Raw genomic sequence first — 22428 nt, 5'->3', positions numbered from 1 at the left:
CTGGTTCTGCTGTTGTTCCAGTTGCTGATCGCGGTCCTGTGCCAGGCGCTGTCCCGCGGCTTGCTGATCAATCCGCTGGCTGCTCTGCTCCAGCGGCGTGTTCATCGCCACCGCCGTATCCACCGACACGCGCAGGTGTGCCGGGTCGCCGCCCTGGCCCTGCACCGCGAAGCTGCGCGAGGCGTCGGCATTCATCACCACCTCGTCGATGCGCTTGCCGCCTGCAGCGTGCATCTCCGCAGCCAAGCTACCGGCCAACTGCGTACTCATCACATCCGGCACGCGGCCGACGCGAACGTCCTGCGCATGCACGCCACGGATCGCGTCGTTGAACAGCGGGTTGCCCAGGTGGTTGGCATCGTCCATGCGCAGCATGCTGGTGTGATGGCCGTTCTTCTCCGCCTCGCGGCGCGCCGGTTCACCGGGCTGCAGCGGGCCGCGGATGTGGTCGTACAGATCGATGGCGCCTCCCGGGATGCCCCGTGCCGCGCGGGTGACGCCGCGACGCAGTGACTCGACGTCATCGCGGTACTCCTCGATCATCTTGGCGTTGTCCTTCGCCAGTTTCTGCGTTTCCGGGTGCTTCAGCACCGAGCCTTCGTCGAGGAAGTTGCCCAGTTTGTGCGCGCCGAACGAGCTGGTCGCCGCAATGATCGGCCGGTCCGGAATCAGATCACGCAGGGCGTGATTGCTGAAGCCGTTTGCCGCGAGCATCTTGATCTCGTCGGGCTTGGCGTAGATGCGGACCTGGCCGAAATGCGGCGAGGCGGCGCTGACCGGATCGGACGCCATGACGTGATTGATCATGGTGTTGCCGCCTTCCGGAATGCGGTAGCTGAGGCTGACCGCGCCGTAGGCATTGAAGGTCTCGCCCTTGACGTTGAAGTGGTGCGAGGTGATCTGGGCCAGGGCGCCGCCGAGGGAGTGGCCGGTGACGGTGACTTCGGGTGGACGCTGCCCGAGATCCTGCCCCTCCTTCTTGGCGTAAGCGAGGGCGCGTTGAGTCAGCGCGATGGCGTCCGGAGCCTGCACGTTGGTGCGGGCAACGACCATGCCACCATCGGTGAGAATCGCATCGCGTGCGATTTGTTCGGTGCCACGATGTGCGACGACAATTTCATTGGTGTCGACTCGCTGGTAGATCGTTCCCTGATAACCGTTCAGTCGATTATCAACGTGCTCGAGAATCTTGTACTTGTGCCCGTTGATCGGGACGATCTCTTCTTGACCAGGTGCACGACGACCGACCGCATAATCCTTGTATGCATCTTCGGACAGCGCTGCATAATCTTGGCTGTTGAGGCTCATTGGCGGACCTCGCTGGCTTCAAGCGAAGCGGAGAACAGCGCATTCCGCAGTTCCGGGCGGAACTTGGTGGGATCTTCCTGGCCGCTTGCGCCGTAATCAGGAATCTCATTCACGCGCGGATAGTCTGCGCGAGGATAGTGGCGAGTCTCGGTCTCGCCCTTGACGAAGGGTGCTGCCTCAATGAACGACAGGAAGCGGGTTTCACCCTCGGCGCCGGTGGCTTTCAGCATCGCGCCGGCGCCGCTGAATTCCCACTTGCAGACGCCACGACCGTAGTAGTCCTCATCCAGCATCCGGTCGAGGTACACGGTGCCGCGATACTCCCCCTCAGCGACCTTGCGCAGCTCCACCGGTTCCTGGCTGGTAATGCGGGCGGCAGTGCCGGTGGCCGGTTCGATGTGGCCGCACTGGTCTTCGTTGGTGACGTCGTACTGCGCGACACCTTCAACCACCGCGAAATCACCGGGGGCATCCTTCAGGCGCAGCACCAGTTCATAGGCCTTGCGCGGGCTGGGGTTGAGCTTGGCGAGGCCACGCCCACCCTGGGCGACATCGGCTTCAGCAGCGGCACGTTCCTGGTTCATGGCGGTCTCCGGATTGCAGGCGGTCAATAGAAGCAGAGCAAGGCACGGGATCATCTTGTGGCGCAATGTCGGCCTCCTTGGGGGTAGGGATGGTTGAACTGGCAGCTCATGGCGCGAGTTTCTGCACAGTGGTGGTGGTTGAGAACAGCGCGTTGCGCAGATCTTCGCTGTACCCCGACGGATCTTCCTCGCCACTGGCGCCAAAGTTGGCGACAGTGGCGGCGCGCGGATAGATAAGGTTTGGGTAATAAAGCGTAAGAGGTGAGTCGCTCTCCATGCGCTCCTTGTCGACGAACGTCAGGAATCGCGTATCCGCCTCGCCGGTCGTAGCGCGCAACATCGCACCGACTCCCGTCAGCGCCCAATGGCAGACACCACGGCCGTAGTAATCCTCGTCCTGCATGCGGTCGAGGTAGAAGGTGCCGCGGTACTCGTTCTCACCGACCTTGCGCAGCGTGACGAGCTCCTGGCTGGTAATACGGCTGGCGGTACCGGTCGCCCTCAGGACCCGGCCGCAGTCCTTGTGGTTGCTGGCGTCGTACTGGGCAACGCCCTCGACCACCGCGAAGGGACCAGGGGCATCCTTCAGTGTCAGTACCAGCTCGTAGCCCTGCTGCGGTGACGGGTTGAGCTTGGCCAGGCCGCGTCCACCTGCGGCAACGTCACGCTCTGCGTCCGCGTAAGGCGAGCAGGCCGTCAGTGCCAGCAAGAGGCCCATCGGTACCAGATGGCGTCCCTTGCGTGTCGGCATGGCTACATCCATGGCGGTATCCTGCATCGTGCGTCCGTGTCCATATATCCTTCCCTGGTGACAGGTTTATCGATTATGGAGTGTTCTGGAAACCCGACGCCAGCGACGGCAGGGCGTCTGCGACGGAATTTTGACGCATTCAGCGTTCGGTGGTGTCGCCGAATCGATTGCGGCACGGGCGATTCGAGGTTCGCGGGGCGATTGCGCCTCGCGCTCGACATTTCGCCGCCAATTTGTGACAAAGGTCGCAAATTCACCCAATGCTCACGCAAGCGAACATTACGCCATGAACTACACCATCCGTGCCGAAGCCATTGATGATCACGCCACCCTCCATGCGCTCACCGAGGCCGCATTCCGGGATGCGGCGCACAGCAGCCATACCGAGCAGTTTATCGTCGATGCCCTGCGCGCCCGCGGGGAGCTGAGCGTTTCGCTGGTGGCCGAGATGGACGGCAAGGTGATCGGCCATGTGGCGGTGTCGCCGGTGACGATCAGCGATGGCAGCACGGGCTGGTTCGGCCTGGGACCGATCTCGGTATTGCCCGCGTGGCAGGGGCAGGGCATCGGTGCGGCCCTGATGCACGCCGCACTTGAAGCGCTGCGTCAGCAGGGTGCACATGGCTGTGTATTGCTGGGCGAGCCGGCCTATTACGGTCGCTTCGGCTTCCGTGCCGAGCCGGGCCTGGTCCTGCCGGGTGTGCCTGCAGAGTACTTCCAGGCACTTTGCCTGCAGCCTACGTTGCCACAGGGCGAGGTGCAGTACTCACCGGCCTTCGAGGCGACGGCCTGATCCGGGCCTGGCACGTTCCCGCTCAGGGCGCGCGCCAGACGGTCGGTTCAGGTTGTGGCTTCGGAATGCGGTAGCCGCCGATATGTTCAAGCAGTTCATTGGTACGGCGCTGCTCGACCAGTACCTCACGCAGCAGGTTGCGCACGGCGAAGATGGCGAACGGCACCAGGATCCAGACCAGGCTGATGCCCAGCGCAAACAGGGTCAGCAGGGCTTTTGCACCATCCATGCACGGCGTTCCTTGGTCGAAAGCAGCCACGCTAGCACGTGGCCGCTGCCGACGGATGTCAGCCGTTATGCCGAAGATGGATGAGCGGATACGGACGGCCCTGCGAATCGAGCGGTGAGCGGCCGCTTTCGACGAAGCCCATGCGCAGGTAGAAGCCGACGGCCTGTGCGTTCTGTTCGTTGACGTCAGTGCTCAGCTGCGGATGCTGGGCAAGTGCATGTTGCAGCAGTTGCCGGCCGATCCCGGTGCCACGTACGTCGGGATCGATGAACAGCGCTTCCATGTGCGTGCCGTCGATCAGCATGAAGCCCAGCGGCCGATCCTGTGCATCGACAGCAACGGTCATCGGCGCCTGCGGCAGGAAACCGGCGACTTCGGCATCGATCGCCTGGCGATCTTCAGTACTGAGGAAGTCGTGGGTGGCGTCGACGGCGCGGCGCCAGAGGTCGACGAGGGCGGCGCCGTCGTCGGCGCGCGAGGGGCGCAGAGTGGTCATGGGTTCACCAAGGTGCTTCGGAAGGGTGCGAAGTATGAGGCTTTCCGGTAGCGCCTGCAGGCGAAGATTCATCCCGCGTCGCGGTGGCGGATGAAGGGGCTGTAGGCCGTGGACTCCGCGCGCAGCGCCACGCCATCCTCGAAGTCCCCGCTGTTGTTGAAGGGCACGTTTGGCCATCGTTGCCAGCGTGCCAGCCGTTCGCGGTAGTCGCTGGTGGCCGCCACCAGTGCGTTGTCGTGCGCCTGCACGCGATCTGCTGGCAGCCCGGAGCGCACGCCATGCACCACGAATGGCTCCATCACCTCGAAGCCGACGTAGCGCAGGCTGTACATCAACGGCCACAGCAGCAATCGGGTGTCGCCCTCGCGGCCGTCCACCGCGCATGCCCGCGCCGATGAGCCGGTAGTGACGCTCAGCAATGCACGCTTGCCCTGCATCACGCCATGTTCGTGGCGCTGACGGCTGTTGTACATCGGTCCATATACCAGCACGCGGTCAAGCCAGCCCTTGAGGATGGCTGGCGCCGCGAACCACCACAGCGGGAACTGCAGGATCACCAGGTCTGCGACCCGCAGCAGGTGCAGGTGACGTTGCACATCGGCGGGTAACTGCTCCAGTTCGGCGCTGTGGCGTTGTTCGCGCTGGGCATCGAAGCGCTCGGGCTGCAGGCGCCGTGGATGGTGCCAGGCCGCTTCCAGCGGATCGAAGCCTTCCGCATACAGGTCGACCACATCCACCTGCGAGTGGTCGTGCCTCAGCTGCTCTGCCGCCTGCGCGGCGAGGTGGGCATTGAAGGAGCGGGGTTCGGGGTGGGCAAGCAGGATCAGGGCGCGCATGGGGCGAGGTGTTCGAGGAGTGTGCGACCATCCTCGCGGTGCCGGCATGCCCCGGCAATTACGCACCTTGAGGTAACCATGGCCTATCCCGGAGACGTGTATGCCGCCGACTGCTCGGCGCGCGATGCGCTGGCGCTGATCTCCGGCAAGTGGGTGATGCTGCTGTTGCCGGCGTTGGCGCAGGGCCCGCAACGCAACGGCGCGTTGCTGCGGAAGATCGAAGGCATCTCGCAGAAGGTGCTGACCCAGACTCTGCGACAGCTGGAGCGCAATGGGCTGGTCGAGCGGTGTGACCGGGGCAGCAAACCGCTGCATGTCGAGTACCGTCTGACCGAGGTCGCGCACGGTCTGGTCGAGACGTTGTCCGCCCTGGACCGCTGGGCCGAGCACAATTTCCCGGCGCTGGATGCGGCCCGCGAGCGCTTCGACGCGCGCTAGCGGCGCCTGTACGGCCCGGGGCGTACAATGCGGCCCCGGCGGCCATCCTGGCCCTGCACACACGCGAGAACCGCCATGACCGACGCCCTGGGCGTGCCGGTGCACGACACCGATGAACACTGGATGCGCCACGCGCTGGCGCTGGCCGAGCGCGCGCAGCGCGAGTTCGACGAAATTCCGGTCGGAGCCGTGCTGGTGGGTGCCGATGGCCAGCTGCTGGGGGAGGGCTGGAACCTCAACATCGCCTCGCACGACCCCAGCGCGCACGCCGAGATCGTGGCGATGCGGGCCGGCGGAAAGCTGCTGGCGAACCACCGCCTGCTTGGCAGCACGCTGTATGTCACCCTGGAGCCGTGCGCGATGTGCGCGATGGCGATCGTGCATGCACGCGTCGCCCGTCTGGTCTACGGCGCCAGTGACCCCAAGACGGGCGCCTGTGGCAGCGTGTTCGACCTCATTGGCGACGCCCGCCACAACCATCGCGTCGAGATTCACGGCGGGGTGCTGGCCAAGGAAGCCAGTACACGCCTGACCAATTATTTCCGCGCCAAACGTGGCAAGCCGCCGCTGCTGCTGGAAGACCACGTCGGCGAGGGCTGAGGGGCGAACGGGTATGATGGGCGCCTCTTTCCTTCACCGGTAGGCCGCGCGCCTGCCCAGCAACGAGGCGACACAATGGCGGACACCGGCGCGGCCAACGAGCGACTGATCTGGATCGACCTGGAGATGACCGGGTTGGACACCGACAACGATTCGATCATCGAGATCGCCACCGTGGTCACCGACGCCCAGCTCAACGTGCTGGCCGAAGGCCCGGAATTCGCCATCCATCATCCGCTGGAAACGCTGGAAGCGATGGACGAGTGGAACCGCAACCAGCACCGCCGCTCGGGCCTGTGGCAGCGCGTGGTGGACAGCACCACGACGCTCGGCCAAGCCGAGGCGCAGACAGTGAACTTCCTGGCCCAGTGGATCCCGGCCGGCCTGTCACCGATGTGCGGCAACTCGATCTGCCAGGACCGCCGTTTCCTGCACCGCCAGATGCCGCGCCTGGAGAAGTACTTCCACTACCGTAATCTGGACGTGTCCACGGTGAAGGAACTGGCCAAGCGCTGGGCCCCGACGGTGGCAGCCGGTGTCGGCAAGAACAGCAACCACACCGCGCTGAGCGACGTGCATGATTCGATCGCCGAGCTGCGCCACTACCGCCAGTTCATGGGGACGCTGTCGGGCTTGCCGGCAGCCTGATTGGTGGTGCCAATCAGCATCAGGTGCTACCAATCAAAAGGGCACCGCCGGCGCTGAGAAACGGGGGTAGAACCGCTCCCCCGGTTTCCACCCTCAAGGAGACCAGTTGGGTCCCGGGTCGGGCCCCCTGCCATACAGGTTGACTGCCCGGGCGCAAGTGAAATGAACCGGTCGGCAACCGTTGGGGCAGGTCTGGCGTGCGACTTCGGTGCCGAGCGCCAATTCATTGTCGCTGCGGAAGACCACTTCAAACTGGCCAGTGTCGTAGTGCTGCAATGCGTAGGCACATCTTTCAGTGAACGAGGCAATGATCTCGCACTGTGTTCCGCTGCGCTTGTTACAGGTCTTCAATGCCTGTTTCTCGGCAGCCTTCTGTTTGTGTTGGCGAACGCTCCAGCCGAGGAGTGTGCCATTCGGCGAGCGGGCAAATGCAACCCATTCGGAGCCCATCTTTACTCGGGTGGTTGGGACGGACGGAGAAAGCCCGGCATCGCCACCACCGCCTCCGGGAATCGGCGCACAACCCAACACGCCTTGCCCGCCAATGGGGTAGGAACCCGGTGGGCATCGACCTTCGGCCTTGACGATGTGAGGCAGGCCGAGAGCAGCCAGGAAAAGGGGGCAGATCAGCAGTAGTCGGGCGAGCATGGGGCGTCCTTGCCTGGGTTGTTCCATGACCCCATGCAAGCGGGGCCGCTGCCGGGATCATAGACCGGTGCCGAGGGCGCTACCACCCTCCGTTCAACTCCCTGGCGCTAAGATCGGCGCCATGAACGAGCCCATCCTGCTCCCCCGCGACATCGCCCACGACGCCCGCGACTGGTCCGACCTGCAGCGGGCGGTGGCCCTGCTGGAAGCGCCGACCCTGACCGCGCGCATGGCCAACCTGGTTGGCACGCCGCTGGAGTTCGCGGTGAAGGCGCTGCCCAGTTCGGTCTCCAACCGCATCCACGGTGCGGTGCAGGCGGCGCTGACCAAATCGGCGCAGGCCGCGCTGTGGAGCATGGACAACACCCCCGGCAAAGGAGCCTCCACCCGTTGGCACAAGCTGGCGGCAGCCACCTCCGGCGCGGTCGGCGGGGCATTCGGCTTTGCGGCCTTGTTCATCGAGCTGCCGGTGTCGACCACCATCATGATGCGCGCGGTGGCCGACGTGGCCCGCAGCGAGGGCTTTGACCTGTCCGAGTTCAGCACCCGCCAGGCGTGCCTGGAGGTGTTCGCGCTGGGTGGCAACTCGCCGCGCGATGACGCCAGTGAGACCGGCTATTACCTGGCCCGTGGCTTCACCACCGACGTGATGCGCCACCTGTCGGCCGAACTGGCCGGGCGTGTGGTGACCGGTCGCGACCTGACCCTGGGCGTGGCACCAAAGGAGGCCGGCAAGCTGCTGGCGAAGATGGTGGAGAAGGTGGCGGCGCGTTTCGGCGTGGTGGTCACCGAGAAATTCGCCGCGCAGGCGGTGCCGATTGTCGGTGCCGCTGCTGGTGCTACGCTCAATACCATGTTCACCGACTACTACCAGGACATGGCGCGCGGTCACTTCATCGTGCGCCGGCTGGAGCTGAAGTACGGGGAAGACGTGGTGCGCACCTGCTATGACCGTGTGGCGCATGGCGCGGTCAGGATCGAACCCCGCCTGGAGTAGATCCACGCCATGCGTGGATGAGCCTTCATGCCGGGCGATCCTTGCCTGCCGGGCACAACTGTTTTGCCACAACACGCCTGTTGCCTTTCGCAGGCGGTCCCCATTCTTGCTGGCACTCCCCCCGCAAGAGATGTCCGCCATGTTGTTCACCTCCTACCGTCTGGGCCCGCTGACGCTGCCCAACCGCATCGTGATGCCGCCGATGACCCGCTCGCGTGCGGCTGCTGGCAACGTTGCTACCGCCGAGATGGCGACCTACTACGCGCAGCGTGCCGGTGCCGGCCTGATTGTCAGCGAAGGCACCCAGATCAGCCCGCAGGGCCAGGGCTATGCCTGGACGCCGGGCATCCACAGCCCCGAACAGGTAAAGGGCTGGCGGCAGGTGACCGATGCGGTGCACGCCGCCGGTGGCCGCATCTACGCGCAGTTGTGGCACGTCGGCCGCGTCTCGCATGTGGCCCTGCAGCCCGATGGCGCGGCGCCGGTGTCTTCCTCGGCATTGCTGGCCGAAGGCGTGAAAGTGTTCGTCGACCCGACAGGGGCAGGTCCCGAAGCTGGCGTCGGCGAGATGATCCAGCATTCGATGCCGCGTGCGCTGCGCGAGGACGAGATTCCGGGCATCGTCGCCGACTACGCGCAGGCCGCCCGCAATGCGCTGGAGGCGGGCTTCGACGGCGTCGAACTGCATGGCGCCAATGGTTACCTGATCAACCAGTTCATCGACTCGCAGGCCAACCAGCGTACCGATGGCTATGGCGGTTCGCTGCAGAACCGGCTGCGCTTCCTGCGCGAGGTGGTGCAGGCGGTGGTGGCAGTGGCCGGGGGTGATCGCGTTGGCGTGCGCCTGGCGCCGCTGACCACGCTGCAGGGGGCGGTGGACGATACGCCGCAGGCGACCTATCTGGCTGCCGCACACCTTCTCGGTGAGATGGGTGTGGGCTACCTGCACATTGCCGAAGCGGACTGGGAGGATGCGCCGTTGATGCCGGTGGCGTTCAAGCAGGCGCTGCGCATGGTCTACCCGGGCACGCTGATCTACGCAGGCAAGTACACCGCCGAGCGCGCCGGGCAGGCGCTGGCCGAAGGCTGGGCCGACCTGATCGGTTTCGGCCGGCCGTTCATTGCCAACCCGGACCTGCCTGAGCGCCTGCGTACGGGTGCAGAACTGAATCCACCGGATCGCGCTACATTCTTCGGTGGTGGTGCGAAGGGTTTCACCGATTACCCGGCGCTGGAAGAGGCCGTCGAGGCCTGATGCCGATCGGTGGGTGCCGACCGTTGGTCGGCACTCCCGGGTTGGATCAGGGCTTGTCGCGCACCAGCGCATCCGCTTCGACCACGCCGCCATCCTTGCCTTGCAGGTACAGGTGCATGTCCTGCTGCGGGTACGGGATGTTGATGCCGGCCTTGTCATAGCCCAGCTTCAGCTGTTCCAGCAACGTGACTTTGGTACCGAACCAGTCGGCCGACTTCACGTAGCAGCGGATGCCCAGGTTGATTGCGTGCGCACCCAGCTCGTACACCACCACGTCCGGTGCTGGCGTCTGCAGCACGCGCGGGTCGGCCTTCATCAGTGCCAGCGCGGTATCGCGTGCCAGCTGGATGTTGTCCTCGTAACCGATGCCGATCACCAGTTCGACGCGGCGCGTCGGTTCGGCGGTCAGGTTGATGATCGGTGCGGCGGTGATCAGCGTGTTCGGAATGGTGGTGTGCTGGTTGTCGGCGCCGGTAAGTACGGTCTGGAAGATGCGTACTTCGCGTACGGTGCCGGTCTGACCGGCCACGGTCACCACATCGCCCACGCGGAACGGGCGCAGCGTCACCAGCATCACGCCCGAGGCGATGTTGGACAGCGAATCCTTCAGTGCCAGGCCGACCGCCAGGCCAGCGGTGCCGAGTACGGCCAGCAGCGGGGTGATCTGTACGCCCAGCGTGCCGATCGCCAGCACCACTACGATCACAAGCGATGCGGCATACACCACGTTGCGCAGAAAGCTGCCGAGCATCGGATCCACGCCCATGCGCGCAGTGGCGCGCGGCATCGCATTGGACAGGCGTCGTGCCACCCACATGCCGACCAGCAGCACAACGATGGCGGCCAGCAGCGGCACACCATAGGTTTCCAGCAGGCGTTCCCAGTCGAGCGAGTGGAACCAGGGCGTTGCGGCGGGCGAGGACGGTGCGGCGGCGATCATGCGGGAATTCCTTTGCTGCTGCGGGACAGGTGCGAGGTACGCGTGGCGTGCAAGGACGCCAGAAACAGCAAGCCCCGCAGAGGCGGGGCTTGCGTGCAGCAGCAGTATCGGCTGACGCCGATGAACACGACGTCAGCCTGCGGCCTTTACGGCATCAGCCGTTCGCCTTCAGCTTGGCCAGGCGCAGCCAGGTATCGACTATGGTGTCCGGGTTCAGCGACACCGACTCGATGCCTTCCTGCATCAGCCATTCGGCCAGATCCGGATGATCGGACGGGCCCTGGCCACAGATGCCGACGTACTTGCCCTTGGCTCGTGCTGCCTTGATGGCCATCGACAGCAGCTTCTTCACTGCCGGGTTACGCTCGTCGAACAGGTGCGCGACGATCGACGAGTCGCGGTCCAGGCCCAGGGTCAGCTGGGTCAGGTCGTTGGAGCCGATCGAGAAGCCGTCGAAGATTTCCAGGAACTCATCGGCGAGCAGTGCGTTGGACGGCACTTCGCACATCATGATGATCTTCAGGCCGTTCTCACCCTGCTTCAGGCCGTTCTGTTCCAGCACCTCGATGACCTTGCGGCCTTCTTCCAGGGTGCGCACGAACGGAATCATGACCCACAGATTGTCCAGGCCCATTTCGTTGCGCACGCGCAGCACGGCCTTGCACTCCAGCGCGAAGGCGGCCGAGAAGCTCGGGTCGACGTAACGGCTGGCGCCGCGGAAGCCGATCATCGGGTTCTCTTCGTGCGGCTCGTAGTTGCTGCCGCCGATCAGGTTGGCGTACTCGTTGGACTTGAAGTCCGACAGGCGCACGATCACGGCGTTCGGTGCAACCGAGGCGGTGAGGGTGGCGATGCCTTCGGCCAGGCGGTCCACGTAGAAGCTGACCGGATCGGAATAGCCGGCGATCTTCTCGTCGATCTTCTTCTTGGTCGCCGCATCCTGGCGGTCGTATTCCAGCAGCGCGTTCGGGTGGATGCCGATGTGGCTGGCAATGATCATTTCCAGGCGGGCCAGGCCGATGCCGGCGTTCGGCAGCTGGCCGAAGTCGAAGGCACGTTCCGGGTTGGCCACGTTCATCATGATCTTCAGCGGTGCCGGCGGCATGTTGCCCAGATCGGTGGTGGTGCGCTCGAAGCCGAGCTTGCCCTCGTAGATGAAGCCGGTATCGCCTTCAGCGCAGCTGACGGTGACCAGCTGGCCATCTTCGATGACCTTGGTGGCGTTGCCCGAACCGACCACGGCCGGCACGCCCAGCTCGCGCGCGATGATCGCGGCGTGGCAGGTACGGCCACCGCGATTGGTGACGATGGCCGAAGCGCGCTTCATCACCGGTTCCCAGTCCGGGTCGGTCATGTCGGCGATCAGCACGTCGCCCGGCTGCACGCGGTTCATGTCGTCCAGCGTCTTGACCACGCGGGCCACGCCCGAACCGATCTTGGCACCGACGGCACGGCCTTCGGCCAGCACGTTGCCGCCCTTTTCGGTCAGCGCGAAGCGCTCGATCTGGGTGGCGTGGCTGCGCGACTTCACCGTTTCCGGGCGCGCCTGCACGATGAACAGCTTGCCGCTGACACCGTCCTTGGCCCACTCGATGTCCATCGGGCGGCCGTAGTGCTTTTCGATGACCAGCGCCTGCTTGGACAGTTCCTGCACGTCCTCGTCGCTGATCGAGAAGGTGTTGCGCAGCTCTGCCGGGGTGTCCTCGATCTTCACGCGCTCGCCGGGGACGTCCGAATACACCATGCGGATCGCCTTGCTGCCGAGCGAGCGGCGCAGGATCGCCGGCTTGCCGGCCTGCAGGGTGGGCTTGTAGACGTAGTACTCGTCCGGGTTGACCGCACCCTGCACGACCATTTCGCCCAGGCCGAACGAGGAGGTGACGAACACCACGTCGCGGAAGCCGGACTCGGTGTCCAGGGTGAACAGCACGCCGGAGGAACCGACGCCCGAACGCACCATCAGCTGCACGCCGGCGGACAGGAACACGTCCTCATGCTTGAAGCCGTGGTGCACGCGGTAGGCAATGGCACGATCGTTGTACAGCGAGGCAAACACTTCCTTGACCTTGTGCACGACGTCGTCGGCACCGGTGACATTGAGGAAGGTTTCCTGCTGGCCGGCGAAGGACGCATCCGGCAGATCCTCGGCGGTGGCCGACGAACGCACGGCCACGGCCACGTCGCCGCCGCCATTGTCGGCGCTCAGCTTGGCGTAGGCGGTGCGGATGTCCTGGTCCAGCTGCGGCTGCAGCGGCGCGTCGATCACCCAGCTGCGGATCTCCTTGCCCGCGGCGGTCAGCGCGTTGACGTCTTCGACGTCCAGCGTGGCCAGCTTGTCGAAGATGCGCTTGGACAGGTCGTTGTGCGCGATGAAGTCCTTGAAGGCTTCAGAGGTGGTCGCATAACCTCCGGGAACGGAGACGCCCAGACCGGCCAGATTGCCGATCATCTCGCCCAGCGAGGAATTCTTGCCGCCTACGCGGGCCAGGTCGGCCAGACGCAGTTCGTGCAACCACAGGATGTTCTCGTTCAAGCGCGATGCTCCGTTTGGCCATCGCCCGAGGCGGGCTGAGTGGCCGCGTCCGTAGGAAGAAGCCGATATGATGCCGGGCAGACCGCTGTCGACACAAGCTTGTGTTGGCGGCCCTTTTAGGCTTCGTAGGGGGTAAAGGCGCGCATGTCGACCATCCGTCCGGTGTTCTACGTTTCCGATGGAACCGGTATCACCGCTGAAACCATTGGGCATAGCCTGCTGACCCAGTTCTCCGGGTTCAGCTTTATTACCGACCGGATGTCGTTTGTCGACGACCCCGAAAAAGCCCGGGAAGCCTGTTCCCGGATCCAGGCGGCGGGGGAGCGCTACCAGGTCAGGCCGATCGTGGTGAACTCCTGCGTGGACCAGAGCCTGAGCCTGATCCTGGCCGACAGCGGGGCGCTGATGCTCGACGTGTTCGCCCCGTTCATCGAGCCGCTGGAGCGTGAGTTGTCCAGTTCGCGCGTGAACCGTGTGGGCCAGGCCCATGGCATGGTCGACTTCGATACCTACCACCGCCGCATCAACGCGATGAACTTCGCGCTGACCCATGACGACGGTATCGCGGTGAATTACGACGACGCCGACGTGATCCTGGTTGCGGTGTCGCGCGCCGGCAAGACGCCCACCTGCATCTACCTGGCCCTGCATTACGGGGTGCGCGCGGCCAACTACCCGCTGACCGACGAGGACCTGGAAAGCGACCGCCTGCCGCCGCGCCTGCGCAACTACCGGCGCAAGCTGTTCGGCCTGACCATCGACCCGGACCGCCTGCAGCAGATCCGCCAGGAGCGCCGCCCGAACTCGCGCTACGCCAACCTGGATACCTGCAAGCGTGAGGTGGCCGCGGCCGAGGTGATGTTCCAGATGGAGCGCATCCCGACCCTGAGCACCACCCATACCTCGATCGAGGAGATTTCCAGCAAGGTGCTGGCCACGCTGGGGCTGCAGCGCGAGCTGTATTGAGGCGCGCGCCACGACCAACGGTCGTGGCCTACCGATGCTGCGGGAAACCCTTGTGCGTGGTGGGTATCGACCGTTGGTCGATACCGGGCCCCTTTGGCCGGGGCGATCCCGCCCCCACGTTGAAGCACCAACGTGTAGGATCGACCCATGGCCCGAGCCTTGCCCCGCACCGAACGCATTCCCCGCCTGAGCCGGTTGAGCTGGCTCATGGGCCTGTACGCGGAAAACTACCGCCATCTGGTGCGCTTGTTCGAACCGGCCGGACTGGTAGCGGGCAGCTACATTTCCTCGATCGGCGACGGCCTGGATGTTCGTCTGGACGTGATCGAGTGCCACCGTTACACGGTGGAACTGCGCCTGACCTACGACCTGGCCGACCCGGTCACCGGCGAACCGGATCCATCGGCCTATGTGCGGCTGTATCGTGACGCGCGCCAGGCCGAGACCACCCACTGCTACGTCGGCCGTCGCTGGCAGGACACCATGGGCCTGTACCCGCCGCCGGCGGAGCTGATCAGCCACCGCATGCGGATGAATACCTTCCTGGGCAAGTGGCTGGAATACCTGGCCGAGCGCGGCCACGGCGTCGCCACCCTGCGCCGTGATCCCGATGGTGCCGGCACGCCCACCGAGCGCCGCCTGTCGCTGGTGCGCTGATCGGCCATAATCCACGGCTGACCTGCTGCTGGATGCTGCCCCATGCCGTATACCCCGATCGTCGCCACCCTGGGCTACGTGCTGTCGCCCGATCGTCGCCAGGTGCTGATGATCCACCGCAACACCCGGCCCGGTGACCACCACCTGGGCAAGTACAACGGTCTGGGCGGCAAGATCGAGGCGGACGAGGATGTGGCCGCCAGCATGCGCCGCGAGATCCAGGAAGAGGCCGGTATCGACTGCACCGGCATGCGCCTGCGCGGCACCCTCAGCTGGCCGGGTTTCGGCAAGCACGGCGAGGACTGGCTGGGCTTCGTGTTCGTCATCGACAGCTTCGAAGGCACCCCGCACGGTGGCAACCACGAAGGCACGCTGGAGTGGGTGGACCTGGACAAGCTGGGCACGCTGCCGATGTGGGAGGGCGACCGCAACTTCCTGCCGCTGGTGTTCGACGCCGACCCGCGCCCGTTCCACGGCGTGATGCCGTACAAGGACGGCCGCATGGTGAGCTGGTCCTTCAGCCGTCTGTGATCCGGCGGATCGGGTGGGTGCCAACCATTCTGGTGGGGGCCAACCTTGATTGGCACGCTCTTCTGGCTGATTAATACCCGGGCAATATTGACAGTCGAAAATTACCCGGGCAATATTCGCGCATCGCCTCTGATGCCATTGCCATGCCTGCGTCCCGACTTCCTCCCTTCAGCTGTTTCGACGGCCATCGCCTGGTCGCTTCCGGCACCCCGGAAGTGGCTGCGCTTGCGCTGAAACAGCTGCGCGCCGGCAACGTTGCCGGTCCGCTGCTGGTGTTCGACAACGCTACCGGTCGCACCCATGATTTCGACACACGCGGCAGCGACGCAGAACTGCTGGCGCGGGTGGCGGAGGCGTTTCCATCGGCCGTGGAAGCGGACGCCGGAATCGCTCCCGAAGACGCACCTGTTGCCCCGCGCGGTCGCGGCCGCCCCAAGCTGGGCGTGGTTGCCCGCGAAGTGACCCTGCTGCCGCGCCACTGGGCGTGGCTGGCCGAGCAGCCCGGTGGGGCCTCGGTAGTGCTGCGCAGGCTGGTGGAGGCGGCCAGCCGTGCCGGTGCGGACAAGGACCAGCAGCGTCGCCACAGCGAGCGCACCTATCACTTCCTGCAGACCATCGCCGGTGACCTGCCTGGTTTCGAGGAAGCGATCCGTGTCCTGTTCGCGCACGACCGGTCGGGCCTGGAAATGGCGTTGCGCAGCTGGCCCGAGGATGTGCGCAACCACGCCCTGCGCCTGGCATTCGAGAGCGCCGACGGCTGAGCCATCGCGCCGTCGTTGAGCAGCGGCGCCACCTGATCGCGGGCCACGGCCCGCTCCCCTGTGCTTGCTTTGCTGGCGGAAACGCCGGGCAGGGCAGCGCCTTGCCCAGAGAATCCCATGACCACCCCTGTACATCCGACACCCCCGGCCGCACCACCGCTGTGGCGCACCTACCTGGCCCTGCTGCTGCCGATGCTGCTGACCAATGCGCTGCAGCTTGCCGCAGGCACGCTGGACAACATCTACCTCGGCCATCTGCTGGGGACGCAGGCGGTGGCTGCCGCCGCAGCGTTCTTCCCGGTCTTCTTCCTGCTGTTGGCCCTGGTAATGGGCCTGGCGACCGGTGCCATGGTGCTGATCGGCCAGGCCTGGGGCGCGGGCCGGCCGCAGCAGGCGCGCGCGGTGGCCGGCAGTGCGGTGGCACTGATTCTGCTGTTGTCAGTGCTGGTGATGGCGGTGGGCGGCGGTTTCGCACCAGAGCTGCTGGTGGCACTCGGTACGCCGGCCCCGATCCTCGGCGAATCCATCGTCTATGCCCGTGTCCTGTTGCTGGCGGCACCGGTGTTCTTCCTGCTGTGGCTGGCCACTGCGGTGAGCCGCGCGGTGGGCGATGCGAAGACGCCGCTGCATGCGCTGCTGTTGGCCACGGTGGTCGGCCTGCTGTGCACGCCGCTGCTGATCCTGGGCTGGGCCGGCCTGCCGCGGCTGGGCGCAGCCAGTGCGGCAGTCTCGGCGGCGCTCGCCTCGCTGCTGGCCCTGGCCTGGCTGATGTGGCGGTGGCAGCGGATTGGGCACCCGTTGGCACCGGGGCATGAGTTACTGCGATCGATCCGTTTCGATGGAGCACTCATCCGTCCGATGCTACGCATCGGCGTACCGTCCTCGCTGCAGATGCTCAGTCTGGCCGTGGCCGAGATCGTGCTGCTGGGCTGGATCAATCGCCACGGCTATACCGCCACGGCCGCCTACGGCGCGGTCAATCAGTTGATGAGCTGGGTGCAGCTGCCTGCGATGTCGCTGGGTATCACCGCCACCATCCTCGCCGCGCATGCGATGGGGGCGGGACGTACGGCACGGCTGCCCGCCATCGCCCGCACCGGCGTGCTGCTTGGACTGGCGATACTGAGCGGGGTGGTGATGCTGGTTGTGGCGCTGGCGCCCTGGTTGACTGGCCTGATCCTGGCGGCGACCGACGTGCGCGAACTGGCCACGCAGCAATTGCGCACCGTGGTGTGGGGCGTGCTGGCGATGGGAGGCAGTGCGGTGCTGGTCGGAGTGATGCGAGGCGGTGGCACGGTGTTGTTGCCGGCGTTGCTGGGCATGGCGGCCGTATTGCTGCTGGAGCTGCCACTGGCGATGTGGCTGCAGTCCCGGCACGGACTGGCCGGGCTGTGGTGGGCGTGGCCGCTGGGGTTGCTGGCCATGCTGGTGATGCAGGTGCTCTGTTTTGCTCGCTGGAGGCGGGTGCAGGCTGGGTAGTGCCGGCCGCTTGCCGGCAATCCGGAATCGTCGGGGCAGCCGGCCAGCGGCCGGCTCTACCACTCGGTCAGGCGGGCAGCTTCAGCGCCGCTGTGCCAACAGCAGGTGGAAGTGCTTTTCGCGGGTCTGGCCGTCATTGCCGGCCGCGGATTCCCGGTGGCTGCGCCAGGCCGAGACACGGAAGCCCGATACCCGCAGCGCGAGCTCCACCACATCCAGCTCATGCAGTTGGAAGTCGGCAGCGAATGGCAGGCTGCGCATGAAGCTGGCGTCGCCAAAGGCCAGGCACAGGCGGCCGCCCCGGCGCAGTACCCGCGCCAGCTCATCCAGCACCGGGGCCAGGTTCGGCCAGAAGTACAGGGTGTTGACCGCCAGCGCGGCATCCATCGCGGCATCGGCGACCGGCAGCGCATGGGCGTCGCCGTGCCGCATCGCCGCACGCTCGGCCAACCCGGCGCTGGCCAGCCGCTGGTTGCCGGCCTCGACCATGGCGGTGGACAGCTCGATGCCCAGATAGCGGCTGCCGGTGGCCTGCAGCATCAGCGGCGCGAAGGCAGCATTGCCCGGGCCGACCTCCAGGACCTGTTCACCGGCGCCGACGGCCAGCAGCCCGATCGCGGCCAGGTTGAGTGCGCCGTTGCTGCGGTTCATCGAGTCGGCGACCGCCAACGCGGCCTCGCCATGGGGCTGCCGCAGTTGTGCGGCCAGGGTGGGAGCATCCAGCATCATCATCGTCCATTACAGAGTTTCGGACGTGGCGGCGGCGGGTCCGCCGGTGACCATAGCGCCGACCTTGTGGCTTGGGAAGTAGGGAAACCCCGATGCAGGGTGATGAGGAAATGTCCAACGTCGCAGTCGGTGAGATCTGGTTGTCCACAGGGGGTGTGGATTACGCGTGGGCAACTTTGTGGATAAGCCGCGACAGGCGCCACCCCCCTAGGCTGTCAAGATGGGTGGCGAAAAATTCACCGCTGGTGAGGGCAGGTGAGGGAGCGGTGAAGGCTGGGTCCTGCCAGCGCTGTCGCCAGTGGCGGCGCTCGCGGTAACCTGTGGGCCTTGATGCTCCGTGAGACCCCATGAAACGTCACTTCTCGATGCTGCGCGAATTCCAGCTGGCCGACTGGTTCACCCTGGCCAATGCTTTCTGCGGCACCGGTGCGGTCTTTGCCGCGATGCGCTTCCTGCAGGACGGCGAGCGCGGCTACCTGCTGTTCGGCATGGCGTTGATCCCGCTGGCTTTCATCTTCGATGCGCTCGACGGGCGCATCGCGCGCTGGCGCAAGTCCAGCTCTACCCTGGGTCGCGAGCTGGACTCGCTGTCCGACGTGATCTCCTTCGGCGTGGCGCCGGCGGCGCTGGCCTATGCCTGCGGCATGCAGGGCGGCTGGGACTGGCTGGTGCTGAGCTACTTCGTCTGCTGCGGCGTCAGCCGCCTGGCGCGCTACAACGTCACCGCCGAGGCGCTGGCCGGCGACGAGGGCAAGGTCAGGTTTTTCGAGGGCACTCCGATCCCGACCAGCCTGGTGCTGGTGATCGTGCTGGCGATCGCCGCCGGTACCGATGCCATCGGCCAGGACCTCTGGTTCGGCCAGTGGCAGATCGGTCCGTGGCAGCTGCACCCGATGGTGCTGCTGTTCGCCCTGTCCGGGTCGCTGATGATCAGCAAGACCCTGCGCATTCCCAAGCCATGAGCCAGCCCTGCGGAGGCCTGTGATGACCAGCTCGGCCCATGACGCCGGCAGCAGCGATTTCGAAGCCCTGGCGCGGCAGTACTTCGGCGCCTGGGGCGATGCCCTGCGCCATGCGAGCACGCCCGGTGCGCCGGCCGGTGACGACCCCGGCAGCTGGCAGCGGTTGTTCGACTGGTGGGGCCAGCTGTTGCCCGAACAGGGGCAGGGCGCACCGGAAGATGCCGTGCGCCGGTTCCGCGAACAGGCGGGCAGCTGGTACGGCACCATGCAGGAAGTGGCCGCGCGTTTCGCCGGCCGCGACGCCAGCAGCGCGGACGTGGCCCAGGCCTGGCGCGAGGCGGTGCAGGGGCAGGGCGACGGCATGCTGCAGTGGATGCTGCAGGGGGCCCGTGGCAGCACCCACGCCGGCGCCGCCGTGCCCGAATTCGCCGCATGGCTGCAGCAGTTCCAGCTGCAGGCTGGCCCGTGGCTGCAGAGCCCGGCATTCGGCCCGGGCCGCGAACACCAGGCGCGCTGGCAGGCACTGCTGCGCGCACAGGAGGAATACCAGCAGCATTCGCGCGCCTACGTTGATCAGATCAGACAGGCGCTGGATGAGGCCTTTGCGCTGTTCGAGCAGCGCCTGGCCGAGCACGAACAGCCCGGCACCCAGCTGACCAGCGCCCGCGCGATGTTCGACCTGTGGATCGAAGTGGCCGAGGAGGCCTACGCCAAGGTCGCCATGTCCGAGCCGTTCCAGCAGGTATATGCCTCGCTGGGCAACGCACAGATGCGCCTGCGCGCCGGCCTGCAGCGTGAGGTGGAACAGATGAGTGAACGCATCGGCCTGCCGACCCGCAGCGAGATGGATGCCGCCCACCGCCGTATCGCCGAGCTGGAGCGCAGCCTGCGCCGCCTGCAGGCACAGGTGGCGGTGCTGGCTGGAACTGCCGAGGTGGACCCAGTGGCGCAGCCGGCGCCGGCGAAGGTGAAGCCGGTCGTACGCAAGGCCGCGAAGAAGGCCGCGCCGGCAAAGAAGGCGGCTGCGAAAAAGGCGTCAGCGAAAAAGGCCGCACCTCGCACTTCCACTCGGACGCGTGACCGATGAAGGGGCCGCTGGGCTTCAACGCCGATGACCTGATGCAGGAAACCCTGGCCATGCAGCGCAAGCTGATGGAAGGGCTGAAGCTGCTGCCGCAGGTGGAAGACGTGGACTATGGCGTGACCGCGCGTGAGGAAGTCTGGCGCGACGGCAAGGTGGTGCTGTACCGCTTCGTCGGCGAACAGTCACCGACCCGGCGTACGCCGCTGCTGATCGTCTACGCGCTGGTCAACCGGCCGTACATGGTCGACCTGCAGGCCGACCGTTCGCTGGTGCAGAAGCTGCTGGCGCTGGGCCAGGACGTGTACGTGCTGGACTGGGGCTACCCGGATCGCTCGGAGCGCTTCCAGACCCTGGAGGACTACCTGCTGCGCTACATCGATGGCGCCGTCGATGCGTTGCGTGCGCGCAGTGGTGGCCCGGTCGACCTGCTGGGTATCTGCCAGGGCGGCGTGTTCGCACTCTGCTACGCCGCGTTGCGCCGGCAGAAGCTGGGCAAGCTGATCACCATGGTCACCCCGGTCGATTTCCAGACGGCCGACAACATGCTCTCGCATTGGGCGCGGCAGGTGGACGTGGACCTGCTGGTCGACACGCTGGGCAACATCCCGGCCGACCTGATGAATGCCAGTTACCTGATGCTCAAGCCGTTCCGCCTCAATGTGCAGAAGTACGTGGGCCTGCTCGACATCCTCGATGACAAGGCCGCGCTGGAGGACTTCCTGCGCATGGAGAAGTGGATCTTCGATTCACCGGATCTGGCGGGCGAGGCGTTCCGCGACTTCATCAAGCTGTTCTACCAGGGCAACGGGCTGGTGAACGGCACGGTGCGGATCGGCGAGGAGGCGGTGGATCTGTCGCAGGTGACCCTGCCGGTGCTGAACATCTATGCAGAACAGGACCATCTGGTGCCGCCGGATGCTTCGCGCGCGATGCGTGGGCGCTTGGGCACGGACGACTACACCGAGTCCAGTTTCCGCGGTGGCCATATCGGCATCTACGTGTCCGGCCGTGCGCAGCGCGAAGTGCCGGCCACGATCGATGGCTGGTTGAAGGCGCGTGACCTGTAGAGTCGAGCCATGCTCGACTGACCTGGGGGGATGATGACGTACCGGATTCTGTTGATTCTTGCGGCACTGCTGGCAGCGCCGCTTGCCCACGCCGCACCCAGTGCGGATGCACGGCGGGAGATCGCCCAGCTGATCGCCAGCCTGGACGGCTCCCAATGCCGCTTCCAGCGCAATGGCAGCTGGCACGATGGCAGTGATGCGCGCGCGCACCTGCAGCGCAAGTACGACTACCTGCTGAAGAAGGACATGGTGGACAGCGCCGAGCAGTTCATCGAGCGCGCTGCCAGCCAGAGCAGCATGAGTGGCAAGCCCTACCGCATCCAGTGCCCGGGACAGCCTGAACAGACCGCAGCCGCCTGGTTCGGCGCACGCCTGCAGGCCTTGCGCCACCGCACGCCGTAGACATGGGGGCGGTGTAGAGTCGAGCCATGCTCGACTGCTTTTTCCCGTAGCCCAGGAGAACCGCCATGAACACCACGCCGCGCACGCTGTCGCGTTCATTGAACGACCGCATGATTGCCGGCGTGATGGGCGGCATCGCCCACCGCTTCGGCTGGAACCCCACGCTGGTGCGGATCGTGTTCGTGCTGGTCTCGATCGGCTCGGCGGCCTTCCCTGGCATCCTGGTCTACCTGATCCTGTGGCTGCTGATGCCGAACGAGGCCGATTGAAGACTGCCCCTGAGCCCTGGCCGATCTGGCTGCGCGCGCTGCAGGTACTGGGCGCGGTGTGGACGTCACCCAATTCCCTGATCGGCCTGATCGGCGGCCTGGCCGGCATGCTCGGCGGCGCGACATTGCGCTGGAGCGGCCGTGACTGTGCGTTGGTGTTCGACCGCTGGCCGTGGGGGCCGGGTGGGGCGATCACGCTGGGCAATGTGATCCTGCATACCGGTCATGATCTGGGCATTTCGTGCCGGACCTATGCGCATCAGGCGGGGTGGGGCGTGGAGCCGCTGATCCGGCTGGACGACCACGAACGCGCGCACGTCTACCAGTACATGGTGCTGGGGCCGCTGTACCTGCCGGTGTACCTGCTGTGTGGCGGGGTGAGTGCGCGGAATCCATTCGAGCGCGCGGCCGATCATTTTGCCCGGTTCGGGCACGGCTGGTGGCCGTAGGTTCCAGCCAACGGCG

The 22428-nt window shown here is 65.9% G+C and carries 27 protein-coding genes; 17 read left to right on the top strand and 10 right to left on the bottom strand.

The window, feature by feature from the left end; translation table 11 throughout:
* From N5D20_RS23705 to N5D20_RS23695, 3 genes are all read right to left on the bottom strand, one after another.
* A partial coding sequence (locus tag N5D20_RS23705; RefSeq protein WP_279925101.1) for an XVIPCD domain-containing protein occupies positions 1-1308 on the bottom strand: 1308 nt, incomplete at its 3' end.
* Positions 1305-1958 (bottom strand): hypothetical protein, encoded by a 654-nt coding sequence (locus N5D20_RS23700; protein WP_049429674.1) that lies wholly within the window; start codon positions 1956-1958, stop codon positions 1305-1307. The genes N5D20_RS23705 and N5D20_RS23700, both read right to left, overlap by 4 nt.
* 40 nt (positions 1959-1998) lie before the next feature.
* A complete protein-coding gene (locus tag N5D20_RS23695) occupies positions 1999-2670 on the bottom strand; it encodes a hypothetical protein (RefSeq protein ID WP_197578471.1) in 672 nt (223 codons plus the stop codon).
* A 259-nt stretch (positions 2671-2929) separates the two neighbouring features.
* Between N5D20_RS23695 and N5D20_RS23690 the strand changes: the two genes are divergently transcribed.
* Positions 2930-3436: an N-acetyltransferase gene (locus tag N5D20_RS23690; RefSeq protein ID WP_197578470.1), complete on the top strand. Its 507-nt coding sequence runs from the start codon at positions 2930-2932 to the stop codon at positions 3434-3436.
* Positions 3437-3458: 22 nt separating this feature from the next.
* Here the strand turns inward: N5D20_RS23690 and N5D20_RS23685 are convergent, their stop codons facing one another.
* The 3 genes from N5D20_RS23685 to N5D20_RS23675 form a co-directional block, all read right to left on the bottom strand.
* Positions 3459-3665 carry a hypothetical protein gene (locus N5D20_RS23685; RefSeq protein WP_005410107.1) on the bottom strand — a complete coding sequence of 69 codons (207 nt, stop codon included), beginning with the start codon at positions 3663-3665 and terminating at the stop codon, positions 3459-3461.
* A gap of 58 nt (positions 3666-3723) precedes the next feature.
* A complete protein-coding gene (locus N5D20_RS23680; RefSeq protein WP_049436612.1) occupies positions 3724-4161 on the bottom strand; it encodes an acetyltransferase in 438 nt (145 codons plus the stop codon).
* Positions 4162-4229: 68 nt separating this feature from the next.
* Positions 4230-4997, bottom strand: coding sequence for an NAD(P)H-dependent oxidoreductase (locus N5D20_RS23675; RefSeq protein ID WP_197578469.1), 768 nt, complete (start codon positions 4995-4997; stop codon positions 4230-4232).
* 78 nt (positions 4998-5075) lie between these two features.
* On the opposite strand from N5D20_RS23675, the gene N5D20_RS23670 reads away from it, so the two are divergent.
* The 3 genes from N5D20_RS23670 to orn all read left to right on the top strand — a co-directional run bounded on the left by N5D20_RS23670 (position 5076) and on the right by orn (position 6683).
* Positions 5076-5435, top strand: coding sequence for a helix-turn-helix domain-containing protein (locus N5D20_RS23670; protein ID WP_049436614.1), 360 nt, complete (start codon positions 5076-5078; stop codon positions 5433-5435).
* Between the two features lie 75 nt (positions 5436-5510).
* Positions 5511-6035, top strand: coding sequence for a tRNA adenosine(34) deaminase TadA (gene tadA / locus N5D20_RS23665; RefSeq protein ID WP_049436615.1), 525 nt, complete (start codon positions 5511-5513; stop codon positions 6033-6035).
* 75 nt (positions 6036-6110) lie between these two features.
* Positions 6111-6683: an oligoribonuclease gene (gene orn, locus N5D20_RS23660; RefSeq protein WP_197578468.1), complete on the top strand. Its 573-nt coding sequence runs from the start codon at positions 6111-6113 to the stop codon at positions 6681-6683.
* A gap of 93 nt (positions 6684-6776) precedes the next feature.
* Here orn and N5D20_RS23655 read toward each other — a convergent pair whose 3' ends face one another.
* Entirely contained in the window at positions 6777-7331 is a 555-nt protein-coding gene (locus tag N5D20_RS23655) for a DUF4189 domain-containing protein (protein WP_100049937.1), read from the bottom strand.
* A 121-nt stretch (positions 7332-7452) separates the two neighbouring features.
* On the opposite strand from N5D20_RS23655, the gene N5D20_RS23650 reads away from it, so the two are divergent.
* The gene (locus tag N5D20_RS23650; protein WP_054172006.1) at positions 7453-8328 is read left to right on the top strand and encodes an EcsC family protein; all 876 of its coding nucleotides are present in this window, start codon (positions 7453-7455) and stop codon (positions 8326-8328) included.
* Between the two features lie 139 nt (positions 8329-8467).
* A complete protein-coding gene (locus N5D20_RS23645; protein ID WP_197578467.1) occupies positions 8468-9583 on the top strand; it encodes an alkene reductase in 1116 nt (371 codons plus the stop codon).
* 46 nt (positions 9584-9629) lie between these two features.
* On the opposite strand, the gene N5D20_RS23640 is transcribed toward N5D20_RS23645, so the two are convergent.
* Positions 9630-10523: a mechanosensitive ion channel domain-containing protein gene (locus tag N5D20_RS23640; protein ID WP_197578466.1), complete on the bottom strand. Its 894-nt coding sequence runs from the start codon at positions 10521-10523 to the stop codon at positions 9630-9632.
* Positions 10524-10677: 154 nt separating this feature from the next.
* Positions 10678-13056: a phosphoenolpyruvate synthase gene (ppsA, locus tag N5D20_RS23635; RefSeq protein ID WP_197578465.1), complete on the bottom strand. Its 2379-nt coding sequence runs from the start codon at positions 13054-13056 to the stop codon at positions 10678-10680.
* A 144-nt stretch (positions 13057-13200) separates the two neighbouring features.
* Here ppsA and N5D20_RS23630 point away from each other — a divergent pair, with 144 nt between their 5' ends.
* From N5D20_RS23630 to N5D20_RS23610, 5 genes are all read left to right on the top strand, one after another.
* Positions 13201-14022, top strand: coding sequence for a pyruvate, water dikinase regulatory protein (locus N5D20_RS23630; RefSeq protein WP_010484909.1), 822 nt, complete (start codon positions 13201-13203; stop codon positions 14020-14022).
* A 147-nt stretch (positions 14023-14169) separates the two neighbouring features.
* Entirely contained in the window at positions 14170-14679 is a 510-nt protein-coding gene (locus N5D20_RS23625; protein WP_010484911.1) for a DUF1249 domain-containing protein, read from the top strand.
* A 42-nt stretch (positions 14680-14721) separates the two neighbouring features.
* Positions 14722-15210 carry an 8-oxo-dGTP diphosphatase gene (locus N5D20_RS23620; RefSeq protein ID WP_049482621.1) on the top strand — a complete coding sequence of 163 codons (489 nt, stop codon included), beginning with the start codon at positions 14722-14724 and terminating at the stop codon, positions 15208-15210.
* A gap of 143 nt (positions 15211-15353) precedes the next feature.
* Entirely contained in the window at positions 15354-15971 is a 618-nt protein-coding gene (locus N5D20_RS23615; RefSeq protein WP_054172003.1) for a DUF2239 family protein, read from the top strand.
* 117 nt (positions 15972-16088) lie between these two features.
* Positions 16089-17450 carry an MATE family efflux transporter gene (locus tag N5D20_RS23610; RefSeq protein WP_279914294.1) on the top strand — a complete coding sequence of 454 codons (1362 nt, stop codon included), beginning with the start codon at positions 16089-16091 and terminating at the stop codon, positions 17448-17450.
* Positions 17451-17531: 81 nt separating this feature from the next.
* On the opposite strand, the gene N5D20_RS23605 is transcribed toward N5D20_RS23610, so the two are convergent.
* A complete protein-coding gene (locus N5D20_RS23605; RefSeq protein WP_019338200.1) occupies positions 17532-18182 on the bottom strand; it encodes a class I SAM-dependent methyltransferase in 651 nt (216 codons plus the stop codon).
* A gap of 344 nt (positions 18183-18526) precedes the next feature.
* Between N5D20_RS23605 and N5D20_RS23600 the strand changes: the two genes are divergently transcribed.
* The 6 genes from N5D20_RS23600 (at position 18527) to N5D20_RS23575 (ending at position 22412) form a co-directional block, all read left to right on the top strand.
* Positions 18527-19141 carry a phosphatidylcholine/phosphatidylserine synthase gene (locus N5D20_RS23600; protein WP_019338201.1) on the top strand — a complete coding sequence of 205 codons (615 nt, stop codon included), beginning with the start codon at positions 18527-18529 and terminating at the stop codon, positions 19139-19141.
* A 22-nt stretch (positions 19142-19163) separates the two neighbouring features.
* The gene (phaE, locus tag N5D20_RS23595; protein WP_019338202.1) at positions 19164-20228 is read left to right on the top strand and encodes a class III poly(R)-hydroxyalkanoic acid synthase subunit PhaE; all 1065 of its coding nucleotides are present in this window, start codon (positions 19164-19166) and stop codon (positions 20226-20228) included.
* Positions 20225-21292 carry a class III poly(R)-hydroxyalkanoic acid synthase subunit PhaC gene (gene phaC, locus N5D20_RS23590; protein ID WP_235651866.1) on the top strand — a complete coding sequence of 356 codons (1068 nt, stop codon included), beginning with the start codon at positions 20225-20227 and terminating at the stop codon, positions 21290-21292. Before phaE ends, phaC begins: the two co-directional genes overlap by 4 nt.
* Positions 21293-21325: 33 nt before the next feature.
* Positions 21326-21694 carry a YfeK family protein gene (locus N5D20_RS23585; RefSeq protein ID WP_031269840.1) on the top strand — a complete coding sequence of 123 codons (369 nt, stop codon included), beginning with the start codon at positions 21326-21328 and terminating at the stop codon, positions 21692-21694.
* A 65-nt stretch (positions 21695-21759) separates the two neighbouring features.
* Positions 21760-21963: a PspC domain-containing protein gene (locus tag N5D20_RS23580; protein ID WP_010484929.1), complete on the top strand. Its 204-nt coding sequence runs from the start codon at positions 21760-21762 to the stop codon at positions 21961-21963.
* Positions 21960-22412, top strand: coding sequence for a hypothetical protein (locus N5D20_RS23575; RefSeq protein WP_010484931.1), 453 nt, complete (start codon positions 21960-21962; stop codon positions 22410-22412). The genes N5D20_RS23580 and N5D20_RS23575 overlap by 4 nt, the downstream gene beginning before the upstream one ends.
* Positions 22413-22428: the final 16 nt, after the last annotated feature.

Source organism: Stenotrophomonas sp. GD03877, assembly GCF_029840555.1.
In the GTDB taxonomy this organism is placed as follows: domain Bacteria; phylum Pseudomonadota; class Gammaproteobacteria; order Xanthomonadales; family Xanthomonadaceae; genus Stenotrophomonas; species Stenotrophomonas geniculata.
Note: the sequence above shows the minus strand (reverse complement) of the source record. Positions and strands in the feature narration are given on the sequence as shown.

Excerpts from the sequence above, each read along its gene's own strand:
- orn (WP_197578468.1), top strand. The coding sequence starts at position 6,111 with ATGGCGGACACCGGCGCGGCCAACGAGCGACTGATCTGGATCGACCTG.
- N5D20_RS23615 (WP_054172003.1), top strand. The coding sequence starts at position 15,354 with ATGCCTGCGTCCCGACTTCCTCCCTTCAGCTGTTTCGACGGCCATCGC.
- phaE (WP_019338202.1), top strand. The coding sequence starts at position 19,164 with ATGACCAGCTCGGCCCATGACGCCGGCAGCAGCGATTTCGAAGCCCTG.
- N5D20_RS23620 (WP_049482621.1), top strand. The coding sequence starts at position 14,722 with ATGCCGTATACCCCGATCGTCGCCACCCTGGGCTACGTGCTGTCGCCC.
- N5D20_RS23605 (WP_019338200.1), bottom strand. The coding sequence starts at position 18,182 with ATGATGATGCTGGATGCTCCCACCCTGGCCGCACAACTGCGGCAGCCC.
- N5D20_RS23600 (WP_019338201.1), top strand. The coding sequence starts at position 18,527 with ATGAAACGTCACTTCTCGATGCTGCGCGAATTCCAGCTGGCCGACTGG.
- N5D20_RS23680 (WP_049436612.1), bottom strand. The coding sequence starts at position 4,161 with ATGACCACTCTGCGCCCCTCGCGCGCCGACGACGGCGCCGCCCTCGTC.
- phaC (WP_235651866.1), top strand. The coding sequence starts at position 20,225 with ATGAAGGGGCCGCTGGGCTTCAACGCCGATGACCTGATGCAGGAAACC.
- N5D20_RS23625 (WP_010484911.1), top strand. The coding sequence starts at position 14,170 with ATGGCCCGAGCCTTGCCCCGCACCGAACGCATTCCCCGCCTGAGCCGG.
- N5D20_RS23640 (WP_197578466.1), bottom strand. The coding sequence starts at position 10,523 with ATGATCGCCGCCGCACCGTCCTCGCCCGCCGCAACGCCCTGGTTCCAC.
- N5D20_RS23690 (WP_197578470.1), top strand. The coding sequence starts at position 2,930 with ATGAACTACACCATCCGTGCCGAAGCCATTGATGATCACGCCACCCTC.
- N5D20_RS23655 (WP_100049937.1), bottom strand. The coding sequence starts at position 7,331 with ATGCTCGCCCGACTACTGCTGATCTGCCCCCTTTTCCTGGCTGCTCTC.
- N5D20_RS23685 (WP_005410107.1), bottom strand. The coding sequence starts at position 3,665 with ATGGATGGTGCAAAAGCCCTGCTGACCCTGTTTGCGCTGGGCATCAGC.
- N5D20_RS23675 (WP_197578469.1), bottom strand. The coding sequence starts at position 4,997 with ATGCGCGCCCTGATCCTGCTTGCCCACCCCGAACCCCGCTCCTTCAAT.
- N5D20_RS23645 (WP_197578467.1), top strand. The coding sequence starts at position 8,468 with ATGTTGTTCACCTCCTACCGTCTGGGCCCGCTGACGCTGCCCAACCGC.
- N5D20_RS23580 (WP_010484929.1), top strand. The coding sequence starts at position 21,760 with ATGAACACCACGCCGCGCACGCTGTCGCGTTCATTGAACGACCGCATG.
- N5D20_RS23695 (WP_197578471.1), bottom strand. The coding sequence starts at position 2,670 with ATGCAGGATACCGCCATGGATGTAGCCATGCCGACACGCAAGGGACGC.
- N5D20_RS23630 (WP_010484909.1), top strand. The coding sequence starts at position 13,201 with ATGTCGACCATCCGTCCGGTGTTCTACGTTTCCGATGGAACCGGTATC.
- N5D20_RS23670 (WP_049436614.1), top strand. The coding sequence starts at position 5,076 with ATGGCCTATCCCGGAGACGTGTATGCCGCCGACTGCTCGGCGCGCGAT.
- N5D20_RS23610 (WP_279914294.1), top strand. The coding sequence starts at position 16,089 with ATGACCACCCCTGTACATCCGACACCCCCGGCCGCACCACCGCTGTGG.
- tadA (WP_049436615.1), top strand. The coding sequence starts at position 5,511 with ATGACCGACGCCCTGGGCGTGCCGGTGCACGACACCGATGAACACTGG.
- N5D20_RS23585 (WP_031269840.1), top strand. The coding sequence starts at position 21,326 with ATGACGTACCGGATTCTGTTGATTCTTGCGGCACTGCTGGCAGCGCCG.
- N5D20_RS23650 (WP_054172006.1), top strand. The coding sequence starts at position 7,453 with ATGAACGAGCCCATCCTGCTCCCCCGCGACATCGCCCACGACGCCCGC.